Origin of the sequence: Limisphaera sp. 4302-co (assembly GCF_049537155.1) — a bacterium.
In the GTDB taxonomy this organism is placed as follows: domain Bacteria; phylum Verrucomicrobiota; class Verrucomicrobiia; order Limisphaerales; family Limisphaeraceae; genus Limisphaera.
Window position 1 is genome coordinate 143,728 of the sequence record NZ_JBMVQZ010000006.1, and the last position, 24,012, is coordinate 167,739.

Annotated in this window: 16 protein-coding genes and 1 tRNA gene; 7 read left to right on the forward strand and 10 right to left on the reverse strand. The window is 67.1% G+C overall.

The genetic code is table 11. From position 1 onward, the window contains the following. The 4 genes from ACPDIX_RS08175 to cimA form a co-directional block, all read right to left on the reverse strand. Entirely contained in the window at positions 1-1,395 is a 1,395-nt protein-coding gene (locus tag ACPDIX_RS08175; protein WP_423431293.1) for a hypothetical protein, read from the reverse strand. Next, positions 1,380-3,131, reverse strand: a complete 1,752-nt coding sequence (locus ACPDIX_RS08180) for a GspE/PulE family protein (protein WP_423431294.1) — start codon at positions 3,129-3,131, stop codon at positions 1,380-1,382. Before ACPDIX_RS08180 ends, ACPDIX_RS08175 begins: the two co-directional genes overlap by 16 nt. Positions 3,132-3,314: 183 nt before the next feature. Next, positions 3,315-4,307 carry a hypothetical protein gene (locus tag ACPDIX_RS08185; RefSeq protein WP_423431295.1) on the reverse strand — a complete coding sequence of 331 codons (993 nt, stop codon included), beginning with the start codon at positions 4,305-4,307 and terminating at the stop codon, positions 3,315-3,317. Next, on the reverse strand, positions 4,304-5,908 hold the full coding sequence (gene cimA, locus ACPDIX_RS08190) for a citramalate synthase (RefSeq protein WP_423431296.1): 1,605 nt from the start codon (positions 5,906-5,908) through the stop codon (positions 4,304-4,306). Before cimA ends, ACPDIX_RS08185 begins: the two co-directional genes overlap by 4 nt. Positions 5,909-6,150: 242 nt before the next feature. Between cimA and ACPDIX_RS08195 the strand changes: the two genes are divergently transcribed. Together ACPDIX_RS08195 and ACPDIX_RS08200 are read left to right on the forward strand one after the other, a co-directional pair. Beyond that, positions 6,151-6,226 (forward strand) — tRNA-Lys (locus tag ACPDIX_RS08195). Positions 6,227-6,392: 166 nt separating this feature from the next. Beyond that, on the forward strand, positions 6,393-7,544 hold the full coding sequence (locus ACPDIX_RS08200; protein WP_423431297.1) for a glycerate kinase: 1,152 nt from the start codon (positions 6,393-6,395) through the stop codon (positions 7,542-7,544). 43 nt (positions 7,545-7,587) lie between these two features. Here ACPDIX_RS08200 and ACPDIX_RS08205 read toward each other — a convergent pair whose 3' ends face one another. Then, positions 7,588-10,470 (reverse strand): bifunctional fucokinase/fucose-1-phosphate guanylyltransferase, encoded by a 2,883-nt coding sequence (locus ACPDIX_RS08205; protein ID WP_423431298.1) that lies wholly within the window; start codon positions 10,468-10,470, stop codon positions 7,588-7,590. A gap of 82 nt (positions 10,471-10,552) precedes the next feature. Beyond that, complete coding sequence (locus ACPDIX_RS08210; RefSeq protein ID WP_423431299.1) at positions 10,553-11,341, reverse strand: glycosyltransferase family 2 protein; 789 nt, start codon at positions 11,339-11,341, stop codon at positions 10,553-10,555. 179 nt (positions 11,342-11,520) lie between these two features. On the opposite strand from ACPDIX_RS08210, the gene ACPDIX_RS08215 reads away from it, so the two are divergent. From ACPDIX_RS08215 to ACPDIX_RS08230, 4 genes are all read left to right on the forward strand, one after another. Continuing rightward, positions 11,521-11,835, forward strand: a complete 315-nt coding sequence (locus tag ACPDIX_RS08215) for a hypothetical protein (protein ID WP_423431300.1) — start codon at positions 11,521-11,523, stop codon at positions 11,833-11,835. 131 nt (positions 11,836-11,966) lie between these two features. Continuing rightward, positions 11,967-13,571, forward strand: coding sequence for a hypothetical protein (locus ACPDIX_RS08220; protein WP_423431301.1), 1,605 nt, complete (start codon positions 11,967-11,969; stop codon positions 13,569-13,571). Between the two features lie 16 nt (positions 13,572-13,587). Further along, a complete protein-coding gene (locus ACPDIX_RS08225) occupies positions 13,588-14,529 on the forward strand; it encodes a metal ABC transporter substrate-binding protein (protein ID WP_423431302.1) in 942 nt (313 codons plus the stop codon). 6 nt (positions 14,530-14,535) lie between these two features. Next, entirely contained in the window at positions 14,536-15,414 is an 879-nt protein-coding gene (locus tag ACPDIX_RS08230) for a metal ABC transporter permease (protein WP_423431303.1), read from the forward strand. A gap of 6 nt (positions 15,415-15,420) precedes the next feature. Here the strand turns inward: ACPDIX_RS08230 and ACPDIX_RS08235 are convergent, their stop codons facing one another. The 4 genes from ACPDIX_RS08235 to ACPDIX_RS08250 all read right to left on the reverse strand — a co-directional run bounded on the left by ACPDIX_RS08235 (position 15,421) and on the right by ACPDIX_RS08250 (position 20,933). Next, a complete protein-coding gene (locus ACPDIX_RS08235) occupies positions 15,421-16,392 on the reverse strand; it encodes an MBL fold metallo-hydrolase (protein WP_423431304.1) in 972 nt (323 codons plus the stop codon). An 85-nt stretch (positions 16,393-16,477) separates the two neighbouring features. Continuing rightward, positions 16,478-17,374 carry a TIM barrel protein gene (locus ACPDIX_RS08240; protein WP_423431305.1) on the reverse strand — a complete coding sequence of 299 codons (897 nt, stop codon included), beginning with the start codon at positions 17,372-17,374 and terminating at the stop codon, positions 16,478-16,480. A gap of 184 nt (positions 17,375-17,558) precedes the next feature. Continuing rightward, positions 17,559-19,943, reverse strand: coding sequence for a tetratricopeptide repeat protein (locus ACPDIX_RS08245; RefSeq protein WP_423431306.1), 2,385 nt, complete (start codon positions 19,941-19,943; stop codon positions 17,559-17,561). Positions 19,944-20,048: 105 nt separating this feature from the next. Next, positions 20,049-20,933: a D-hexose-6-phosphate mutarotase gene (locus tag ACPDIX_RS08250; protein WP_423431307.1), complete on the reverse strand. Its 885-nt coding sequence runs from the start codon at positions 20,931-20,933 to the stop codon at positions 20,049-20,051. A 113-nt stretch (positions 20,934-21,046) separates the two neighbouring features. Here ACPDIX_RS08250 and ACPDIX_RS08255 point away from each other — a divergent pair, with 113 nt between their 5' ends. Next, positions 21,047-23,632, forward strand: coding sequence for a phospholipid carrier-dependent glycosyltransferase (locus ACPDIX_RS08255; protein WP_423431308.1), 2,586 nt, complete (start codon positions 21,047-21,049; stop codon positions 23,630-23,632). Positions 23,633-24,012: the final 380 nt, after the last annotated feature.

Here is a 24,012-nt window from a genome sequence, read left to right on the forward strand (position 1 = left end):
TCAGTCTTCCGGTCGGCTCAGTTCGAGGGTGAAGTTCCAGGAGACCACATTGGCGTTGGGGGTGCGGCGCTGGGTGAACGGTTCGCCCTTTTGCGGGTCGAACATGGGCCGGCCGCGGACCTGGGCTTTTCGGAGGGCGCTGCTGAATTCGATGACAGCCATGACGCGGTCTTCCGGGCAGGTGCCGTTGAGGGTGAGGCGCCGGCCGTCGGCGAAATCGAAGGACTGGAGCGTGGCTCCTTCCGGTAGCAGCTCGGCCACGAGTTTGTAGCAGTCGAGGGCGGCGAAGCGGAGGTCCTGCCGGTCTTGCAGGACCTCGGCGCGGGCCTTGAGTTGGGAGGCGCGCGTGTACTCCGGGGTGAGGGCATCGATGCGGGCCTCGACACGGCTCAACTGGAACTGGAGAACGCCGAGGGCGGCGAAGTAGATGATCACCCCCACCAGATAAAGCCCGAGCACGGCGCCGAGCCCGGTCATCCAGAGCCGGTCCACGAACTGTTGTCGGTATCGCGCGGCGTGTTCGGGTGGCAGCAGGGAAGGCAGCCCGTTGGCTTGCAGGGCGCGGAGAGCGGTGCGACGGGCCAGGTCATCCGGGGGCGGCGGAGGTTGGACGGAGACGGTGGTCTGGAGGGCCTGGTTCAGGACCGGTTCCCATTCCGCGGCTGTGACGGGATCGGCCACGAGATGCCACTCGGGCGGACGGGTCAGCCAGCCGTCCAATTCGCCGGCCCAGGCGGCCTGCAGGAGTTGGCTCCTGACGACGCTGGTGCGGTCGCCGCCGGCCGGCAGTTGAAGGAAACTCAGGTTGTGCAGGACGCCGCCGTACCACCAGGCCACCAGGGCCAAATCGGGTCGGCCGAGGATTCCGGCATGGATCCAAGCGCCGTCGCCGCTGACCGGCACGGCGGCCAGTTGATCGAGGGTGCTCAGCTCGAGGCGATCGGGCAGGTAGCCGGCCGACTCGAGCTGACCCAGGAAGGCTTCGACCGTTTCGCGGGCGACGATGGCGACCACGAGTGTCTGCTGGCCCCCGGGTGCGCCGGGGACGGGGTGATAACTCCAGACGGTCTGCGCGACCGGCAGAGGGGAAAGACGTTCGAGCTGGAGTTCCACCATGGCGCGGGTTTCCTCGGGTGGTGCGGCGGGCAGATGGACAACCCGGAGGAAAACCCGGTCCGGATGCAGCCAGGCGATGTGCAGGCGGGGTCGGCCGAGGGTTCGCCAGTCCTTGGTTCCCCAGTGACGCGGCAGGGGCTGATCGGGCGCCAGCCGCTCGGCCCGGTCGGGTTGAATCCCGGTGCCTTTGACCTCGAAACGCCAGAAACGGCGTCCGTCCGGCCCGATGGCCAGGACGTGACATGCGTGGAGTCGGGTCTGGGTCACGCGCGCGCCCATGCGGGTTGTTTCGGGTTCTCGGCGAGGGCGTCCAGGTGCTGTTCGATCTGGGTGACCCGGAGAACCTCTTCGATCGTGGTGATCCCTTGCTTGACCTTGTTCCAACCGTCGGCGCGGAGGGTGCGCATGCCCAGTTCGATGGCCTTCTGGGCGATGGTGGAGGCCGGGGCCCGGCTCATGACGAGGGACCGGATCGGTTCGCTGACGACCAGCAACTCGTAGATGCCGGTGCGGCCCTGGTAGCCGAGCTGGCGGCATTCCTCGCATCCGGCGCCGTGGTAGAATCTGGCGGTCTCGATGTCCTCGGCCGGAAAGCCGATGCGCTGGAGGTACTCCTTCTCGACCTTTTGCTCGGTTTTGCAGAGCGGGCAGATGGTGCGGACCAGCCGTTGCGCCATGATCGCCTCCACCGAAGAGGCCACCAGGAACGGTTCAATGCCCATGTCAATCAACCGCGTGAACGCGCTGGGTGCATCGTTGGTGTGGAGGGTGGAGAACACCAGGTGACCGGTCAGGGCGGCGCGAATGGCGATCTCGGCCGTCTCCAGGTCACGGATCTCTCCCACCATGATCACGTTGGGGTCCTGGCGGAGGATGTGGCGCAAACCGACCGCGAAGGTCAGGCCGATCTCGGGTCGGACCGCGATCTGGTTGATGCCCTTCAACTCGTATTCGACCGGTTCCTCGATGGTGATGATGCGCTTGTGAACCGAGTTGATGGTGCTGAGGAAGGCGTAGAGTGAGGTGGACTTTCCGGAGCCGGTGGGCCCGGTGACCAGGAAGATGCCGTGCGGCTTGACGATGAGCTCGCGGATGAGGGCTTCGTCCCGCGGGGAGAACCCCAGCTTGTCCAGGCTCAGAAAGATCTTGCCGCGGGTCAGCAACCGCAGGCTCACGCTCTCGCCATAGACGGTGGGTACGGTGGAGACGCGGATGTCAATCTCCTCGCCCTGGATGCGGACGTTGATGCGACCGTCCTGGGGGAGGCGCTTTTCGGCGATGTTCATCCCGCTCATGACCTTGATGCGGGAGATGATGGCCGATTGGAACCGCTTCAGTTGCGGTGGCATGGGAATTTGATGGAGGATGCCATCAATCCGGTTGCGGATGCGCAGTTCGTCCTCCGCCGGCTCGAAGTGGATGTCGGTGGCCCGGTTGCGGTACGCCTCCCAGATGACCTGATTGACGAATTTGATGACGCTGGCCTCCTGGTCGCCCTCGGTGATTTCCTTGTTCTCGCTGACGAGCAGTTCGATGGGTTCCTCCTCGGCCATCTCGTCGAGGGTCTCGGCACCGACGCCGTAGTACTTTTTGAGGGCTTTCTCGATGTCGCCGCGGGTGGCAAGGGCGAACTGGACGGGTTGCCGCGCGTCGAACTGGACGGCGTTGAGCATGGCGGTGTCGAAGGGGTTGCTCACGGCCACCTGCAACAGGCCGTCGTTGCGCTGCACGGGCATGACGGTGTGCTGGAAGGCGACCTTGGTGGAAAGCCCCTTGCGGGCTTCGGGCGGGATGTTGATGCGGCCCAGCTCGAGAAACGGCCAGTCCAGAGCCTGGGCCAGTCGCCGGAGCAACGCCTCCTCGCTGAGGCCGCGTTCCCGGGCTGCGAAGGCGGGAAAGGACTCGTTCGAACCGTTGGCCGCCGCCAAGCGCCAACTCCGGACCAGGTCTTCCACCGTTTCTGGTGGGACCTCCAGCGCCCGGCTCAGGACATTTTGCAAACCGAGGTAACCCATCGGTGACGTTTTCCTACTCGCTGGGGGAAACACCCCTGAGAGCGGAAAGTTGCGCGGAAATCCCGCGTGCTGCCGGGGTGTCTCTGGCCATGACTCCCGCACGGGTGGGTCCCCGTCCGCAGCGGAAGGGGTCCGGGTGGCGAACCGGCACCGGGCGGGCGCGTTGTGAGGAGCGAACGTCCGTCACGGATTCAGGTAATCGGCCGGTTTTCGGCCCCGGATAAAGCGGTCGAAGCCGAACATGGAGGGACGATACTCGCCCACGGGGGTGACGTCAGCGTGTTCGGGCACCGGTTTGCCGGTGAGCCAATAGCAGGCGTTGACGAGCAGGCGGCGGAGATTCTCGTCCTGGAGATCCACCGCTGCGCCGATGGTGGAGGTGAGGGCCCGGGTGACCGCGCCGTTGGGCCAGGTGTAATCGCGGATCCACACCAGTGGCATGAGCGGTTTGTCATAATGGGGCGGGGCATCGGGTCGCATGCCGCGCAGGACCAACCCGTGCATGAGCACGGTGTCGGTGGGTCGGAGATGGCGCACGGCGTACACATCGGTCGGTCCCCAGACAGTTCGCACGCCTCGCAGCACGGGATGATCGGCATGGCGCCCGTCCACGAGGCCGCGGGTGCTTTCCCGACCGTGCTCGCCGTGGTGGGCGACCCAGGTTTCGCCCAGGACCTGCTGGCCGAAACCACCCGGCCAGGTCCGGCTGCGCCAGTCGAAGTGTGCGTAGGGGCTGCCCGGGTTGCGGCTGTACTGGAAGGCATGGGTGGCCGTGCGGAGCGCCACGATGGGTTTGCCCGCATGGAGGTACTCCACGAAATGCCGCATGTCAGCGTCGGGCAGCTCCCGGAAGCGAAACTGCAGGATCACCAGGTCGGCCCGGTCCAGCAGGTGCATGCCCGGGACATTGGTTTGGTTGTTGGGGTCGATCGTTCCGTCGTCCGGGTTTTGGGAGAAGAGGACGGTGGAACGGAACCCGTGTCGTTCGGCCAGCAGGCGCGCCAGCATGGGCAGACCCTCTTCGGACCGGTATTCCTCGTCGCCGGCCAGCAGGACGATGTGGCGCGGTGCGGAATCGCGCCGGTCTCGGGGCTCGAAGGTGATCCAGGGATCTGCGGCCAGGACCGGCAGGGTCAGGACCCACGCGACCAAGAAGATCACGGGTGCCGGTTTCATGAGGCGGCCTTGGACGGTTTGCGGGAGCGGAGCCGGCCCCTGCGGATCAGGGCGTATTCGAGGCTGTCGGCCAGGGCCTGGAGACTGGCCTCCACGATGTTCTCGCTGACGCCCACGGTGCCCCATTCTTCGCGGCCGTCGGTGGACTCGATGAGGACCCGGGTCTTGGCCGCGGTGCCGGAGGCGCTGTCGAGGATGCGCACCTTGTAATCGGTGAGGCGCACCCTGCGCAATTCGGGGAAGGAACGCACCAAGGCGGCGCGGAGGGCGCCGTCCAGCGCGTTCACGGGGCCGTCACCCTCGGCCACGGTGTGATGGACGTGGTTGCCCACCCGAACTTTGACCGTGGCTTCACAGATGGATTCCTGCGCATCGCGCCGCATCGAGACGTGGTAGGTCTCGACGGTGAAGAGCAGGGAGGGATTATGCTCCAGGACGCCGCGGATGAGCAGGGCCAGGGAGGCCGGGGCGGCCTCGTACTCGTAGCCCTGATGCTCGCGTTCCTTGACCAGGCGAAGGATTTCGCGGACCTCGGGCGTGTCGGGATTGAGCCGGAAACCCAGTTCCTGGGCCTTCATGAGAATGTTGCTTCGGCCGGCCAGGTCGCTCACCAGTACGGTGCGGCTGTTGCCCACCAGCGCAGGGTCGATGTGCTCGTAACTGGCGGTGAGTTTCTGCACGGCATTGACGTGGGTGCCTCCCTTGTGTGCGAAGGCGGCGGAGCCAACCCAGGGTTGGCGCGGATTGGGCCGGAGATTGGCGATTTCGTCCACGAAATGGGACAGCTCCTTGAGCTTGCGAAGCGAACGCCGGGGCACGGTCCGCAAGCCCATTTTGAAGGTCAGACAGGGAATGACGCTGGTGAGATTGCAATTGCCGGTGCGCTCGCCGTACCCGTTGATCGTGCCCTGTACGTGGACGGCGCCGGCCTCCACGGCGGCCAGCGCGTTGGCCACCCCCAGGCCGATGTCGTCGTGGGTGTGGATGCCCACCGGACAGCGGAGGCTGCGCACCGCCTCCGCGGTGACCTCGGCCACCTCGCGCATCAGCGAGCCGCCGTTGGTGTCGCAGATCACCACCAGATCCGCTCCGGCTTCGGCCGCCGCCTGCAGCGTGGCCATCGCGTAGTCGCGATCGAGTTTGTACCCGTCAATGCAGTGTTCGGCATCGTAGATGACCATCCGGCCGTGGTCCTTGAGGAACCGGACGGTCTCGCGGATCATGGCCAGGTTTTCCTCGGGCCGGCACCGGAGGACCTCCCGCACATGGAGCAGGGAGGTCTTGCCGTAGATGGTGACCACCGGGGTCTCAGCCTCCAGCAGGAGCCGGACCTGTTCGTCCTGGTCCACCGGGATTCCCTTGCGCCGCGTGGAGCCGAAAGCGGCCAGACGCGCGTGCTTCCAGCGCCGGCGCCTCGCCTGGGCGAAGAACTCGATGTCCTTGGGATTGCTGCCGGGCCAGCCGCCCTCGATGTAGTGCACACCGAAGGCGTCCAGCCGCTCGGCAATGCGCAACTTGTCGTGGACGGAAAAGTTGATGCCCTCGCCCTGGCTGCCGTCTCGCAGCGTGGTGTCGTAAATCTCGACCGACCGTTGTTTCATCTTGTCCGCTCGTTTAAAGACATATTGCTACGTCAAAACGGCCCGAAGGGAAAGCCGATTGTCGGGGCGTGGATGGCATGGTTCCGGGCTGCAAGGACGATGGGGCGCAACATTCCGGGATCGGACCGGCTCCCCCACCAAGGGCCGTCCCCCGGGGCGGGCATGGAGCGTGGCGGTCCGGGGCGCCTGCGGCTCTTGACAGCAATGCGGGGGCACGCCCATCTTGTTGTCGGTTCGAAGGTGCCTCGGTAGCTCAGTTGGTAGAGCAGCTGACTCTTAATCAGTAGGTCCCAGGTTCGAGTCCTGGCCGGGGCACCAAATCTTTTTGGTTCCGGATTTTCCCTCCCTCTGTTCGTGAATGTCCGCCTTCGCATGCCAGTTGCCGGGGCTGGGAGCCTGTTTTCTGTGGCGATGTTCCCTCGCCTGATCCCGTGGGCCGGCGTTGTCAGGGGTGGCCGGGGCCGGTTTGAGGTTGCCCTGAAGCGTGTGCCGAAGCGATAACGGCGGCGTGGCGTTGCGCGTGCTCATCTGTCCGGACAAGTTCAAGGGTTCGCTGACGGCCGTGGAGGTGTGCAAAGCCCTGGCCCGTGGCTGGCTTCGGGCACGGCCCCGGGACGTATTGGATCTGCTGCCGGTGAGCGACGGTGGAGACGGCTTCGGGGACGTCTGCCGCCGGTTGGTCGGAGCTCGCACGCGCTCCTTGCAAACGGTGGACGCTGCGGGCTGCCCGTTGCGGGCGCGTTGGTGGTGGTGCCGGACGCGGCGGCTGGCAATCTTGGAATCGGCGGCCGTCATCGGCCTGGCGTTGCTGCCGAAAGGTCGGTTTCATCCTTTCGAGCTGGACACGGCCGGGCTGGGACGGGCTCTGCAGAAGGTGGCGGCGCAGGGTGCCCGCAGGATCCTGGTGGGCCTGGGCGGCAGTGCGACCAACGACGCCGGGTTCGGCCTGGCGCGGGTCTTGGGATGGCGATTCCTCGATTCGGCCGGCAGGGAACTGACCCGGTGGACGGATCTGGATCGGCTCGCGTGCGTGGAGCGGCCTGTGAAAGGGTTCCCCTGGCGGGCCTTGCAGGTCGCGGCGGACGTGACGAATCCGTTGTCGGGTCCGCGGGGGGCCACACGAGTGTACGGCCCGCAGAAGGGCCTGCGGCCCGCAGACCTTGCCCGGGCTGAGCAGTGTCTGCGGCGGTTGGCACGCGTCATGGAAGATCTGACGGGCCGGCCACTGTCCCGGGTGCCGGGCGCAGGTGCGGCTGGTGGACTCGGATTCGGGTTCCTGGCATTCGCCGGTGCCGAGCTGGTGCCGGGATTCGACTGGGTGGCCGAGCGGGCCCGTCTGGAGCAGCGGCTGCGCCGGGCCGACCTGGTGCTGACGGGTGAGGGGTCCATGGATCGGTCCACGGTGATGGGCAAGGGAGTGGGCGAGATCGCCCGGCGCTGCCGTCGGAAGCAAAAACCTTGTCTCGCCTTTGTGGGCAGTTTCCAGCCCTGGGGCGGTCATGCGCGATGGTTCCGGCGGGTCTACGCGCTGCTGGACGTGGTGCCGGAAAAGGTGGCATTCGCCCGCCCGGCCGGGGTGCTGGAGCAACTGGCCGAACAGGCGGCCCGGGAATGGACCACGGAATCCGCCGGGTGAACGGTCCGGCGCGACCTTCCGGGCCGTACCATCGCGGCCGCCCTCAGCTGCGGGTCACTTGAAGGCCCGTGGAGGAGATGCTGAAGTTGACAAATCGCGCGCGCGGGTTCGGCGGCCGCCGGGTGAGCGCCTCCCGGATCCGTGCAGCCGCCGCCGGATCGCGCGCGATCATGAACAGATACCCGCCGCCGCCCGCGCCGGCCAGTTTGGCCGCAGCCAGATTGGGCGCCACGGTGTCGAGGATCGCCCGGACCTGGGGCGGGTTGGTGGCGGGATCGAGGGCTTGGTTGAGGCGCCAGCTCTCGCGGACGGTCTCGCAAAGCCCTTCGAAATCGCATCGTTGTACGGCCAGGGCACCGCGACGCGCGTTCTGACCGATCTCCTCCAGAAGGGCCAGGTGCCTGGGCGAGTTGAGAAACACCGCGCGCACGATTTCGCCGAGGATGTTCCATGCCAGCCGGGTGATGCCGGTGTAGTACAGCAGGCAACAGGCGGAGGTTGCCGGGGACTCGAACAAGTGCTGGGGCAGCCAGTGGATCTGCGGGCTCTGACGCAGGCCGGGGGCGGTCTCGATCAGTTTGATTCCGCGCTCGATGGCCCCGAGTTGGTCCTGCCACCCGCCTCCGGTGCCGAGGAGCTGTTCCAGCACCAGCGTGCGATGGGAGAGCGTCTCACGATCCCAACCCAGACCGCAGAGGTCCGAGAGTGCGGCCAGCAGGGTGGCGGCCAGGATGCTGCTGGTGCCGAGTCCGCTGCCCTTGGGCACGGCGGCGACCAACGACAATTCGATGCCGCCCCCGAACTCCCGAAGTTGTTGTTCGAGGGATTCGAACCCGCCGTGCACATGAAACCGTGGCGAGAAACCGGCCAGCGCCAGAGCGGCGCGTGCCAGCGCGAACGGGCTGCCCGGATCCGCGTGGTTCTCCAGCTCGGCATAGGTCCGCACCCGTTCTTCAGCGCTGAGGTCAATGGACCGAATCACCACCACGGGTTCGGGGATGCACTTGGCAAAAACCTGCAGGGGCGGTTGCCCGTTGAGATCCACCGCGAGGTTCAGAACCCGGCCGCCGTGTTCGAGGCAGTAGGGTGGCGTGTCCGTCCAACCACCGGCCAGGTCCACCCGCACCGGACAGCGCGCCCACACGATCTGATCCTCCTGAATGGAACGAACCGGATGCACGGGAAGGACCCTGGCTTCACGCACCAGCATCTCCCGGAGCCGTTCGAAGGCCTCCTGTTCCCGCCGTTCCCAGCCGGGCTCGCCGCGGTGCCGGGCCCATGCCGCCTGGAACATGGCCTCGCGCGCGGCGTGCAGCGGCGGGTCGTCGGGACCGAAAAGAACAGGGTCGGGTCGCTGTGCGTTCCCGGCAGCCAGCCGGGCCGCCGATTCCAGGTCGAGCCGGTAAAAGACGCTCTCTCGCGCGTGCTTCCGGAGGGCCGTGAGGGCTTCGCGGCGCAGGCAGGCCCGTTGCGCGTAAAGGCGCCTCGGATTGCAACGGCGCAACAGGTCGGCGGCGGACAGGCGCGGTCCGCCGAGCCATTGCCGGGCCCGGCGCTGCGATCCGGGTGAATCGGCCCGCCACAACCATTCGATCAAACCCGGATCGAGATCCGTCTCTCGCAGGAGGGGGAAAAGCGGACATTGGTGGATGTCCATGCCGGCCGGCCACGCCAGCACTCGGGGGGAGATCCCGCGCTCTTCCAGCCATTGAAGAAACGGCCGCCCCAGCCAGAACGTGCCGGGATCGTCCCAAGGGCCCTCAAACAGGTCGGCAAATCCGTACGCCCGGATGCACCAGAGATCGGCGTCCACCGGCACCATGTCCAGGCAGATCCCGGGCGGCAGGGTGAGTTTCCAATCGTTGGCCGGCACGCCTGTGAGCACGTGCTGATGCGCCAGGTGCCAGCGCGGGCCGATGACGCTGTTCTCGATCCACAAGGTGTGTCCCGCCTCGCGGTCCAACGGGAGCCGCACCCGTGCGTTCTGCAGGACCTGGTCCGGATGCCGGTGTTCCTCCCAGTCAACCGGTAGCCGGTTCTGCAGGCTCACCACGGATTCCACCATCTGTGCCGAGGTGCCGAAGGGATGGCACGCCGCGCCGGGCCACTCCACCACGGCGCAGCTCAGGGCGCGAATCTCCGGGTCGTCCAGGCGGGGGTCGGTCCCCAGGGCGGCGGTGAACGCGGCATGGAACGGACAGGGCTCGGCCCGACCGGCGCGGAAGATTCCTCTCGATTCCTCCCAGCCACAGCGGTGCATCAGGATGGAGACGGCCCTGGCGCTCAGCAGCCACACCCCGGTGTCCACTACGAAACGGTGGCTGGACGCAATCTGTCGAATCCGCGCCGCTGATGGCTTTTGCTCGGCAAAGGCCAGGCGCGACGGCTCGCGCCGGTGACAGAACAGCACCCCGAAATGTTGAGCCGTCTCCGGTGGGACCCGGATGCCGAGGACCACGACGTCCGCCTCGGGCAGCGCCGGCAGTCCCTCGGGACCCGGCCGGACCCAAACATCGCCGCGGCAGAGCACCAGACGAACGACATCGGGAGCTGCCCGCAGGAGGCGGTCCCACAGGGGTTCCTGTAGATCCAGCAGCGTCTGGTCGAGTCGTTGTCCCCGGCTCCACCGCAGCACCGGCACGGGCAGGAGGGATTTGCCCACGGGCGCATAGGCGGGCAGGCGCCGGCTCTGTCCGCCCGCGTGGATCACCACGCGCCGGTCTGCCGCGAGCCACGAGGCAAAGGACATGCTCGAGCCGCTGGCGTGCCACGCCGCCGCCAAAAGATGGGCGGTGGCGCCCCCGGAACCGGGCGGCGGTCCGTCGGGATCCGCCGCGGCAAACCATTCCGGGCTCATGCGCCCTTCCAGTTCGGCAAACACCGGCGCCATGGCCGGAGGGAGCGAGATCAGGTACCGCGGTTGCATGAGCATCGGAGAAGAGAGCCCGGCCAGGGCGGGGGACGCCGCGCAAACGAGTCCTCGCTTCCGGCTGGGCAGGTCGGGTTCATCATGGCTGGGACCGCCCGCTCCCGGGGGTCCGGGATCGGGCGGCCGGCGGGAAAAGAGGCGAGCGAATCCATCCCCAGAGTGCGAGCCGGAAAGTGAGGGCCGTCAGCAGGCAGCCCCATCCGTAGCGCACGCTGCGGCGGAAATTGATGGAGGAGGCTTCGGGAAAATACCGCGCCGGACAACTCACCTCGCCGATGGCGAATCCGTGCCAGAGGATCTGGGCCAGCATCTGGTTGTCGAACACGAAATCGTCCGAGTTCACCGTGAAGTCAATGTGCCGCAGGACCTCGGCGGAGAAGGCCCGGTAACCGGTGTGGTACTCGGAGAGTTTGGCACCCAACAGCCAGTTTTCCAGCAGGGTCAGAACGCGGTTGGCCACGTATTTCCAGACGGGCATGCCGCCGCGCAGGGCCTGCCCGCCCAGGATCCGGCTTCCCAGCACGCAATCATAGACGCCGCTGGCGATCATGCTGGCCATGGCCGGGATCAACGCGGGAGTGTACTGATAGTCGGGATGGATCATGATGACGATGTCCGCACCCGCCTCCAGGGCCAGGCGGTAACAGGTCTTTTGGTTGCCACCGTACCCGCGGTTTTGCGGATGGACATGCACGCGCAGGCCTTCCAGGGTGCGCGCGATGGCCACGGTCTCATCCCGGCTTCCATCGTCCACCAGGATGATCTCGTCCACCATTTCCTGGGCACGGACCTCGGCCCAGGTCTGCCGCAGCGTACGAGCCGCGTTGTACGCCGGCATAACCACCACGATTCTGCGCCCCCGGTACATCGTCCTGTCGCGCTGCCAGAAAGCGCGGCCAAGCTGCCGCAGCTCCCGCGGAGTTGAGAAGTCGAAAATCGGCCCGGACGATCTCCAAGAAGCACCAATGGATCGCCCGTTTCCATGCCCCGAGGGGATCCGAGGCGGCTTGACAAACCGGGAACCTCATGATCCAGTGAGTCCTGAAGATGGTCGGGCGGCCCCAGACCACCCTGCGCCGTGCCCTGGCCCTGCTCATGGCGGGGCTGTGGGTGTGGGTGTTTGCCGAGGCGGCCTGGCTGGGTGCGACCGGTCACCACCACAAGGCGACCTCCTCAGGTTCCCCCAGTTGCGGCGTTTGCACGATTGCATTGGGCCTGTTGGAAACCTCTGTTGAGGGCTCGACGGCATGCGAACCGCCTGCGGTGCCCACACAACCGTTGCAGTTCGTTCCTCCCTGCCCGCAGAAGATCTTTCCTGCGCTTCCCCATGGCCGGGCACCCCCGGCCGCCGCGCTTCCCTGAGCCGTTGAAGAGCACGCCCCGGGCGCATGCCGCCCGGGACGGAACACCACCGCCCGAACTGCTGTCGCCCGCCTGAACGCGGCCGATGACCGGCGCGGCGTGGTGAAGCGTATGCGAAACAGTTGCTTGAAATGAACCCCGATTTGTTGGACGCAATGAAAAAGTTTTTCTACACGACCCTATCTGCAGCTTTCATGACCGCGGTTGCCGCGGAGGAAACCGGAACCGCCGGCGGGCCGGATCGGATCCGGCTTTTGGAACAACGCCTGCAACAATTGCAGGGCGAGTTTGATCGGACCCTGGAGGAGCAACGGCGCCAGATCGAGGCGCTTCGGTCGGAACTGGAACACTTGCGCGCCCGGGCCGGGTCGGCGGAACCGGCCGGGCAGGGTGCGGGGCCGGCGGCCGGCCCGGGACAGGCCCCGCGCGATTCAGCCGGTACGCCTGCGGTCCGTTCGGCATCGCCGGCGATGAGCGGTGTTTCGCCCTGGCGCCTGGGAGGGGCCGGCGCGTACGTGGACGTGGGTTTGGTGGGCACCTTTGCGGCGGGCACCTCCACCGCGGATGACATCGAGGGCGGGTTGCAACCGGGTGGACACGATCCCAACCAGCGCGGGTTCACCGTGCAGGGGGTGGAACTCAACCTGACCGGTTCGGTGGACCCGTATTTCTCGGGCAGCGCCAACCTGCTCTACAGCCTGGATGCCTCCGGCGAGTCCCGGTTCGAACTGGAGGAGGCGTGGCTGCAGACATTGCAGTTGCCCGCAGGGTTGCAGGTGCGGGCGGGCCAGTTCTATGCGCCCTTCGGGCGGATCAACGGGCGGCATCCGCACCAGTGGGGATTTGTGGATTCCCCCCTGGTGATCGCACGGCTCCTGGGTCCGGATGGCCTGCGAAATCCCGGGGCGCAGCTCTCATGGATGATGCCCACGACCTTCTATTCCGAGCTTTTCCTGGCCGTTCAGGACAGTCAGGGTGACGGGGCCGCCCCCTTTCGCGCGGGCGGCCACGTGCACGGCGGGGAGGAGGACGGGGCCCTTCCCATGGGGTTCCGCCCATTGGAGAACGATCGGGGGGTCTCGGCCCTGAACGATCTGATGTGGACGCTGCGGTATGCCTGTTCCTGGGACGTCACGGACCAACAAACCGTGTTGGTCGGCCTGAGTGCGGCCCTGGGTCCCAACGCCAGCGGGGCCGGGGGCGCACCGGCCACGCAGATCTACGGGCTGGACCTCTACTGGAAATGGAAATCGCCGCGGGCGCACGCGGGTTTCCCGTTCGTCTCGTTCCAGGCGGAGGCGCTGCTGCGCCGCTATGAACTGGGCGCGTTCGATTGGACCGAGCATGCCGAGCACGATGAGCCTTTCCTGGCCGACGCAGCTTCGGGGACACCGGCGGTCTTGTCGGCCGAGACGGTCACCGACTACGGGTTCTATACCGAGTTGCTGTACGGCTTCCGCCGCGGTTGGGTCGCCGGGTTGCGTTTCGACTACGTGGCAGGCGGGGAGGGCGACTATGAGAAAGGTCCGTGGACATTCGCGGGCGAGCCGGTGGGCCGCGATCTTTTGCGACGGGAACGTTGGCGGATCACACCGAACCTCACCTGGTACCCGAGCGAATACTCGAAGCTGCGGCTCCAGTACAACTATGACCGGCGGGCGGATGTGGGGGAGGACCACTCCGTGTGGTTGCAGGTCGAGCTTTCGCTGGGTGCCCACGCGGCACACCAGTTCTGAGGAAAGGAGGCTCCAGATGAGATTGCGAACCGGTTTTCTGGGCGGTTTGGTTGCTGCCCTGTGTTTGGTTGCGGGGACGACCGAGGCACGGTTGCGGGTGGTGGCCACGACGGCCGACCTCGGGTCGTTGGTGCGGACCGTGGGCGGGGATCGGGTTGACGTGCTCACCCTGGCGCGCCCGACGGAGGACTCGCATTTCGTGGATCCCCGGCCGAGTTATCTCGTACGTCTTTCCCGGGCCGACGCCCTGGTGCACGGCGGGGCGGGACTCGAAGCGGCCTGGCTGACCCCCCTGCTGCAGCGGGCCGGCAACGCGCGCATCCTGCCGGCGGCCCGCGGAAATGTGCGCTGCTGCGAGGGCGTGACCCTGCTTGAGGTGCCCGAACGACTCGACCGTGCCCAGGGCGACGTTCATCCGGCGGGCAACCCGCACTACCTCATGGACCCCGAGAATGCGCGAGTGGTGGTGCATCATCTGGCCGATACGTTTGCCGAGCTGGATCCCGACGGTGCGGAGGTCTACCGGCGCAACGCCCAAGCATTCCTGACCGAGTTGGATCGGCGGCTGCCCGGCTGGTTGGAAAGGCTGCGACCGTATGCAGGGACGCGCCTGGCGGCCTACCACAATTCCTGGCCGTACTTTGCGAGGCGGTTCGGATTGCGGATCGACCTGTTCCTCGAACCCAAGCCGGGCATTCCACCGTCGGCGGCGCATCTGACCCGGGTGATAGCCGAAATGAAGGCCGACAGGGTTCGGGCGATTCTGGTGGAGCCCTACCAGGACCGCCGGGTGGCGGAGCGCGTGGCTGCGGAGACCGGCGCCAAGGTGGTGCCTGTGACGCAATATCCCGGCGGGGTCAAAGACACCGGGGACAGTTACCTGGAACTGATGGATTACCTGGTCCGTTCCGTGGCAGAGGCCCTGGCTGCCGGACCTGAACCCACCCCGCAACTCTGAGCGATCATGGCATCTGCTGGACCTCACTGGACGGAGGTGCTGCAGCTGTTGGGGCCGCCGCTGGCGGCGGCGGTCCTGCTGCCCGGCCTGCTGGTCTATTACGGCCTCCACATCCTGGAGCGCGGGATCATCTTCATTGATCTGGCGCTGGCCCAGGTCGCCACCGTGGGTACGTGCGTGTGCATCCTTTTGGGGCACGAAGCGACCGACGTCCATGCCTATGCGTGGTCCCTGGGTTTCACAGTGGCAGGTGCCTTGTTGTTCACCGTGTTGCGGGAGCCGCGGCATGGTCGGGTGCCGTTGGAGGCGTTGATCGGCATCGTTTACGTGGTTGCCGCGGCTGCGAGTGTGCTGTTGTTGAGCCGGGCACCGCACGGGCGCGAGGAACTTCAAAAAACCCTGGTGGGCGATCTTCTCACCGTGTCGTGGCCGGTGGTCTGGCGTACGGCGGCGTTGTATGCCGCGATGGGCGCTGTGCACTGGATCTGGCGCCGCCAGTTCCTCCGGTTGACCTTCGACCGCACGGCGGCCCTGGCCGCGGGATTGAACGTGCGGATCTGGGACTTCTGGTTTTACCTGCTGTTCGGGCTTTTGGTGACCACTTTTGTTCACCTCGGAGGCGTTTTGTTGGTGTTCTCCTATCTCATCATCCCGGCGGTTTGCGGCCGGTTGTGGAGCGCCTCGCTGGGTGTGGCGCTGGGTGTGGGTTGGGCCGTGGCCGTGGTCGGCGGCATGGGCGGACTGGCCGCCTCCTATCAGCTGGATGTCCCGGGCGGAGCGGCCGTCGTATGTGCCCTCGGGGTGTTGTTGGGCGCTTGTGCGGCGGGCGCGCGGCTCTGGCAGACGCGGCCCCGGACCGCCGGTCCGGTCCGGGGCTCGCTCTGAGCGGCCTCAGGCTTCCGGAAGTTGGAAGGTTTCGCCCACCTTTCGGAGTGCCAGCCGTTCCGGCTCCTCTTCCAGCGCCGTTTCCAGGCGTTCGAGCGGCTCGTGGATCGGTTCGTCGCTGAGGACGAACACCTCGTGATGCATGGGGACGAGGTATTGTGCGCCGGCTGCGTCGGCCATCTGAACGGCCTGTTCGGGCGTGCAATGGTTGCGGATCCAGGGGTTGTAGGCGGCGATGGGCATGATGGCCAGGGCGTAGGGGCCGGTGGAACGGAGTCGGGCAAACGAATCGGTCATGGCGGTGTCGCCGGCAAATACGAGGGCGGTGTCCTCGCGGCGCAGGATGTAACCGTTGTAACCGCGGGGGCGGCCGTCCGGCCAGCGCCGACCCCAGTGTTTGACCTCGAAAGCCTCGATCTGGATTTCGCCGGCCGGGGTCCGCAAGGTGAGCTTCTCGCCCCAACCCAGTTCGGTGATCCGCCTGCCGCCGGCGTCGCGGATGAGATCGGATGTATCCCGTGCGGTCACCACGGGAAGCTCCCGACGCAGGAGGCAGCGGAGGGTGCGGATGTCCAAATGGTCCATGTGCGCGTGGGACAGGAGCAGGAAATCGAGCTCCGGCAGCTCCGGCACCGTGAGCGCCGGAGCGATCAGCCGTTTGGGTCCCAGTGTGCCCACGCGCAGGTCCGGCCCGATCCGGGGAAAGAGCACCGGATCGGTGAGGATGCGGACGCCGTAGAAGTTGAGCAGGAGTGTGGCGTGGCCGAGCAGGGCGAGGGTGACGTGTTGGTCGGACCAGCGGTCGGGTCGGGGTCGGAACGGTGGTGGCGCCATTTCCCGCCCGGTTTCACGCAGAAGCCTGCGCGCCCATCGGGCCGCACGTGCGTGGGAGGAGGAGAGCCACGCGGCCCCGCCGGCCACTCCCGCCAGGGTGAGGCTGCTTGTCCAGAGGAGGAATTTTCGCCGTGTCAGCCGCACCTTGGGAACTTGCCGCACGTCCCGCCCCTGTCAACCGGATCGGCCCGGTGTTGCCGGGCCGGCGAAGGCAGCCGATGCCACGCGCTCAGACGTCGCAGATCTGGATGGCCTTGCGGAGGGAGGCCAGCTTGTCGCGGTTCCTGGGTACGAACTCCTGAGCGACGAATCCCTTGAATCCGGTGGCGACGATCGCCTGCATGATGCGCGGATAGTAGAGCTCCTGGGTTTCATCAATCTCGTTGCGTCCGGGCACGCCGCCGGTGTGGTAATGGTCAATGTACGGGTGGTTTTCCCGGATGGTGTCGCAGATGTCGCCCTCCATGATCTGCATGTGAAAGATGTCGTAGAGAAGCTTGAACCGTTCCGAGCTGATGCGCTTGACCAGTTCGACCCCCCACGCGGTGTGGTCGCACATGTAATCGCGGTGACTGCGTTTGCTGTTGAGCAGCTCCATGCAGAGGGTCACCTTGTATTTCTCTGCCACGGGGAGGATGCGCTTCAATCCGCGCTCGCAGTTTTCCAGGCCCTGTTCGTCATCCAGGCCGGCGCGGTTGCCGGAGAAACAGATGAGCCGTTCGAATCCGGCCTCCGCGGTTTCGCGGATGCGCTGTTCGTAGGCCTGAACCAGCTTGTCATGGTGTTCCACGCGGTTCCAGGCGTGGGTGATGCCGCCCAGACCGTCAATGACCGGGTTGCTCACCATGCTGCAGACCAGCCCGTACTTTTTCAGGACGGGGAAGTCACCGGGCCCAACCAGATCGATTCCTTCGAGCCCCATCTCCTTGCCTGCCCGACAGAGCTCCTCCAGCGGGATGTCGTTGTAACACCACCGACAGGCCGCATGCCGGATGCGGCCCTTGAGTTTGACAGGTCCCGACTCCTGCGCGGCTGCGGAGGGAGAGAAGACCGATCCGGACGCAACCGCTGCGGCCGTGCCGACCAGTGTTTTGAGGGCGGACCGACGTGAAACACGTGCGCTCATGGGCCTATTCTTGCACACGGCAGGGGCTTGTCCACCCGAAAGCAGTCGCCCGGTCCGGGCGCCTCGAGCGGCGCTCCGGACGGCGCCTGCCCGGCCCGGCCTCTCCGGGGCGGTGGTCGAGCCCCGCGCCTGAAGAGGGGACCGGGGGTGTCCGACAGCCGTGCGAACGCACGGGTCTGATCCCTTATTCGCGCACCGGTTGGCCGGAGCGATAGAGGCGCAGCAGTTCGCGGTTGCGTTCCACCAGTTGGGTCTGGCCGAGCTCGGTGGCGCGGGCGATGGCTTTCTCGGCCGCGGCGATGGCGTCGGTGAACCGGCCGGCTTCGGCATACGCGGCTGCCAGGGTGCCCAGGATCACGGGGACCCGCTCCTGCGTGAGTTGCGCGGCGCGTTCGCCGAGTTTCACGGCCAGTGGACCGTCGCGCACGGCGGCGTTGGTGTGGGTGGCCAGGATCCAGGCCAGATTGTTGAGCAGTTCCACGTCGTCCGGCATTTGCGGCAGGGCCCGGCGATAGTGTTCTGCGGCGCGATCCTTGTGGCCCCGGGCAAGCTCCAGGTGCCCCAGATAGGCATGGGCCAGTGGTTGATCCGGCTCCGACTCCAGGACCTGGCGCAGATGTGGCTCGGCCCTTTCGGGCTGGCCCAGCCGGAACCGCAGCACGCCCAGCCGCAGATGGATGTCGGGTGTGTGGGTTTGTCCCTCCCGGGTTTGTCCGGCCAGGGCCTGCTCATATGCCCGGCAGGCGCCCTCCAGATCCCCCTGGAGGGCCAGCACCGCACCGAGCCCCTGCAGTGCGGCGGGTGACCCGGGTTTCAGTTCGAGCACCCGTTGATACGCGGTCCGTGCCTCCTCCAGATGTCCGGCCTGATGATGAGCCCGGGCCAGGGTGAACCACGCGGCCGTGTGCAGGGGCCAGAGTTCGACCGCCCGGGCGGCGGCGTGGATGGCCGTTTCCCACTGGCCCTGTTCAGACGCGGCCACGGCCAGGCCGTGCCAGGCATCCGGGTAGGTGGGGTTGCACCGGATGGCCTCTTCGAACGCTTCACGGGCACGCTGCCAGTCGCGGCGGCGCAGGTGCACGTTGCCCAGGGTGTTGTACGCCTCGGCGTAACGGGGACGGACCGCCAGCGCTTCCTCGCACAGGCGGCGTGCTTCCTCGAGGCGACCCTGTTCAAGCCGCACGTTGGCGAGCTGGGTGAGCGCGAGATAATTTTTCGGCGTGACGCGCAAGGTCTGCTCGGCCAGAGCAGCGGTGTTGCGCCAGTGCGGGAGTTGTCCCCGCGTCAGCAGCGCGCCGGCCCCGATCAGGCCCGCGGCAGCCAGGAGGGCCGGCGCCCGAAGGATCGGGATCCCCGCCACGGCGGAGGCTGCCCACCAGACCGCCGCCCAGATCAGGCCGATGTGCGGCAGGTAGGTGTAGCGATCCGCCATGGCCTGCTCACCCACCTGCACCAGACCGATGACCGGTACCAGCGTCCCCAGAAACCACAGCCAGCCCACCGCCAGCCAGGGGCTCCGACGCCGCCACAGTGCGGCCGCCAGGGTCAAAAGCAGGAGCAGCCCCACGGACTGCCACACGATCGGATCGCCCCAGGAGCGCGGTTCATACGGATAAAACGGGGCGAGATGGATGGGGAACAGTGTCTTCTCCAGATAGGTTGCATACGACACGAATGCCTGGGCCAGGCGCGTGCTCAGCGGCAACACCTCCAGGGGCACGGTTGCGCCGGAAACGGATTGGGCGCGGAGGGTGATGACCGAGCTGGTAGCGGAGAGGAGAAAAAAGGGGATCTTTTCGATCACCAATCGGCTCCAGGACTGCGGCGCGCCCCGGGCGGCCGGTGTGCGCGGATCCGGGTGGATGAGCGCCGGTGTGCGCTGCAACGGCCAGTAATCGAGCAACAGCAGGACGCAGGGGAGGGTGACCAGCATCGGTTTGGCCATCAGACCCAGTGCCAACGACAGCCAGGCCAAAACCATTCGGACCCAGAACCGTGCCCGGCCGGACCCGTTCCCGGATCGGGTTCGGACGGCGCTCGTGTAGGCCCACAGGCAACCGAGGCCGAACGCCAGGCTGAGCACGTCCTTGCGTTCGGAAACCCAGGCGACCGACTCCACTCGCAGCGGATGCCAGGCCCACAGGGCCGCCACCAGCCATGCGAGTCCGGGCCGGCCCGTCAGGTGAGTGAGCCAACCGAACAACAGCGCGGCGCTCAGGGAGTGCCAGACGACATTGACCATATGATGGCGGCCCGGATCGAGACCGAACCACGCACAGTCCAGCATGTGGGAGATCCAGGTGAGCGGGTGCCAGTTGCTGGAGTGCACCCGGGTGAAGGCCCAGCGGAGACTTTCCGGAGTGGGGCCGGCCTGAACGCGCGGATTGTTCGCCACGTAGTCCGGGTCGTCGAGGTTGACGAAGTCGAACGAACGGACCGGGGCGTAGAGGACCAGGGTGCCGATGAAAAGGATCAGGGCAGCGAGCCCAAGCAAGGGAACGCGAAGACCGGCCCGGGCGTTCTTGCGCCTCGTTTCGTGTGGCGACAACTCGATGCGCAGTCGGCTCATGAGCGCGCGGGTCGGTCGCCCGGACGGCATCCGGGCGCTGTCAGGGTAGGATGATCGGAGGTGCGGGCGGGGTCGGACCGTGGGAACGGCATGGCCGGAGGGGGGTCAGGTGCCGGGCCGGCTGGTGAGTGTGATTTGCATGGAGGTGGTGCCTCCGGGCGGTAGCGTGAGCGCGTTGTCGGCCACGTTGCCGGATTCGACGCACACCATCTGCAGGTACTCGTCGTCGCCCAGGTCGGGCATGGTCCGGGCCCGTTCCGGACCGGGATTCCAGATCACCGTGCTGGCGGAACCGGTCTTTTCCACCCGGATGGTCCGCCCCAGCACAGGGTCATGAACCTCCACGGGCCGCGCCGTGTTCACGTAGATCCGGTCCACCTCGCCCCGGATGCGGAGTTGGGGTTCCGCATCCCGCACGCGGTGCCGGCCCGCGGCGGCGTCCAGGTACTCGGTGTCCTGCAGACCGGTGATCCAGATCTGCCGGACGTCGCCCACCGCCAGATAGGTGTGCAGGCAAAGTTCGAACGGGAAAGGGCGATCCGACTGATTGGTAACGCGGATCTCCAGGGTGAGGCTGTCGCGGATGACCAGTTCGCTCTCGACCGCGCAGGCGGGGCAGTCCGGACTTTCCTCCACCTCCGGCATCCGCAGGACCAGCCGGAGCGAACCGTCCAGGCCGGTCGCCAGCTCGCTGAGCGTCCAGTCACGGAGACGCGCAAAGCCGTGCGACGGGTGGCGATCATCTTTTCGGCCGAACCAGGGAAACACCACGGGGATGCCGCCCCGGATGGGAGCGCCGGATTCGAAGCGACTGCACTGGCTGGTGAACAGCAGGGGCGGTTCGCCCTCCTTTTGGAAGTGGGTCACCTGGCCGCCGTGGAGGTAGAGCTCCGCACGGCTCCAGCGGGTGAGGATCTCCAACATGGGCAGTTCCCCGCGCCCGTTCAAAAATGCCACGTGATTCGCCAGGGATGGTGTGGTGCCGTTCATAAACCGCGCACGCCTCATGGTAGGCTGTTGTCTCCACGCCGACACGCAAAAACTGCCGCAATTCTCCGCCTCGACCTTGCCACCAGACCGCCCCTGACGCCAGCATCCGCCCGATGCAGCAGCGCCGGACATGGTGGATGCGCGCCGCCTGGGTGGCAGGTTGGCTGGCCGCCGCAGTGTGGCTGGCGGTGAACATGCACCGCAGCGACAACCTCGCCTACCTCCCTGCCTTCGAAGGACAACCATGGTGGGTGGCGCCGCGCACAGCTTCCGCCGACCCGCATTTCGGCGGCGAGACCGGCCGGCTCTTCCGCGCGCGGTTCGTGCTGGACGCCGAGCCCGAGGAGGTCCGCCTCCTGCTGGCCGTGTTCCGACAGGGCGAGGTCCGGCTCAACGGAACAGCGGTCCCAGGGGGCACTTTGCAGGGCCCTGCTTGGAAACGACCGGCTGCGCTGGACCTCACACGGCTCGTCCGCGGCCGGACAAACGAAATCACCGTGCGGGTGACCAACCCAGCAGGACCGGCGGCGCTCTGGGCGGCGTTGCGAATCCGTTCGACAAGCCCTGCCAGGTTCCTGCAATGGGAGGTGTCCGGCCCGCACGGGCAATGGGAACCGGCCCGCCCGGCCGATGCACCCATGCTGAAGGGGCCTGAAGGGTATTTGCGTTCGTTCACCACACTCCCGGAGCTGGCCCGGCGTGCGGCGGGGTGGGCGCTGGGCCTGGCTTGCGTGCTCTCCGGGCTTACGCTCGGGCTGTGCAAAAGCCGGGCAGGCGCTGTGCGGGCGATCCGCGAATTCCTGCGGGGTCCCGGCGGGGACCGCGCCCTGATGTTCGCCGGGGCGTTGTCGTGGGCCGTCCTGTTTCTCAACAACCTGCCTCAACTCCCGCGAATCTATGGCTTCGATGCCGAGGGCCACGAGGCGTACATCCGGTACATCCAGCAGCGCGGGCAACTGCCCCTGGCGGACGAAGGGTGGCAGATGTACCAGCCCCCGTTGTACTACCTGCTGGGCGCGGCCCTGCTGGGTCTGACGGGCCTGTCGGTGGAGGATGATCTGGCCGTGCTGCTGCTGCGTGCCTTCAACGGTGTGGTGGGCTTTGCCCATGCATGTCTGGTCTTTGCGGTGTTGCGGATGTGCCATCCGGACAAGCGCTGGCCGGCGCGCGTGGGATTCGTGCTGGCGGCGGCTCTGCCGGCGCACCTGGTTGTGGCGCAATATGTGACCAACGAGCCCCTGGCCGCCTTTTGGGTGACCCTGGGCCTGGTCTGCACGCTCCGGGCGCGCCAGCGCGGGGGCCACGCGGGTTGGATGGCCGCTGGCGGCGCCGCACTGGGCCTGGCGATGCTGACCAAGTTCTCCACCCTGCCGGCGGTGCCTGTTGTGCTGGCGGCCGGATGGCCCGCGCCGGCGGACCCGGGCCAGGGACAAGGGCGGAGTGGCACCGTGAGCAACCGCGGTGGGCGGACCTGGCTTGGCATGGCAGGGGCCGTGGTGACGTTCGTCCTGGTCTGTGGCTGGCATTACGCGCGGGTTTGGCTGCATTTCGGCCGGCCGCTGGTCGGCAATTGGGACGTGGGAACGGCCGCGTGGTGGCAGGATCCCGGCCTCCGCACCGCGGCGGATTTCACCCGCGCGGGGGCGGCTTGGATCCATCCCTGGTTCAGCGGGATGGACAGCTTTTGGGACGGACTGTACGCCACTCTGTGGGGGGACGGCCTGATCAGCAGCGCGTCGTGGATGGTGTTTCGCCCGCCTTGGAACGAGGCTTGGATGGCGATGGCCTGGTGGTTGGGAGCCGTGTGGACCGTGCTGGTGGTGGCGGGTGCGGTGGTCGGGTTTGTGATGATGGTGCGTCGGCCGCGGGAGGCGGAGTGGATGGGACCGACCCTGCTGGGCTTGTACGGGCTGGCCCTGATCTACATGTCGGTGCGGGTGCCGTCGTACGCCCAGGTCAAGGCGTTCTACGCGTTGCCGGCGTTGGCCGGTCTGGCGATGGCGCTGGTTCAGGGCTGGCGTGGGGTTGCCGGTGCTTCGCGCACCCGGCACGCCGTGCTGGGAGTGCTGCTGGGGCTGTGGGCCGTGTTCAGCCTGGGGTCCTTCTGGGTGCGCGCCGCCCAGCCTCAGACTGTGCTTGTCCAGGCCCTGTGGGCGCTGGATCGGGGGGACGATGCGCGGGCGTGGTCTCTGTTCCGGCAGGCGGTGCGGCTCGATCCCGACCGTCCGGAGCTGGAACTGGCTCTGGAACGGGCCGTCCGGGCAAGGCCGCTCCACGCCGAGCTCCTGGACCTGTACGCAACGGTGCTGGCATCCAGGGAGAAGTGGGCCGAGGCCGTCGCGTGGCGCAGAACCGCCGTCGAACGCTTCCCCGATCGGCCGGACCTGCGCAACAATCTGGCCTGGCTGCTGGTGACCGTGCCCGTGCCGGAACTGCGGGATCCTGCCGCGGCGGTGCGTCATGCCCGGGAAGCGTGCGCACGCACGGCCTGGCAGGAACCGGTGTGCGTGGGCACACTGGCCGCCGCGCTGGCAGCGGCGGGCCGATTCGAGGAAGCCGTTCAACGGGCCGGGGAGGCAATTGCCCTGGCACGGCACCAGGGGCGTGCCGATCTGGTGGAGCGAAACTCTGCCTATCTCGAAGCCTACCGGGCCGGGCGTCTGCCACGGTTCAACGGTTCCGGGGAAAGGACGGAATGAGAAGGTCCCTGCGTGCGGAAGCGGGTGCCGGCCTTTTTTCCGGCCGGGCGGGCACCGGAGAGACCTCCGAAGGCGGGGTTCAGACGGCGTAGTAAGGGAACGGACGAGCCGATCGTCCGGATTTCGAGTCGGGTGGATCCCTCGGGATCGGGGAGGGCGGCACTGCCCGACGTCTTCTGTGGATGCTCTTTGTGATGTTCATCGCGGGGTGGGGATCTGCCGCGGCGGCCGGGTTGTCCGTGCGGGAACGGATCGAAACTCGCGGCTTTCCCTCTGTGTTCCAGGCGTGGGCACCTGCCGAAGTTCCGGACGAACCACCTGCCCGGACGCTTGCCCGACACGATCTGGTCTGGGGCGGCCCTTGGCTGTTGGGACTGGAA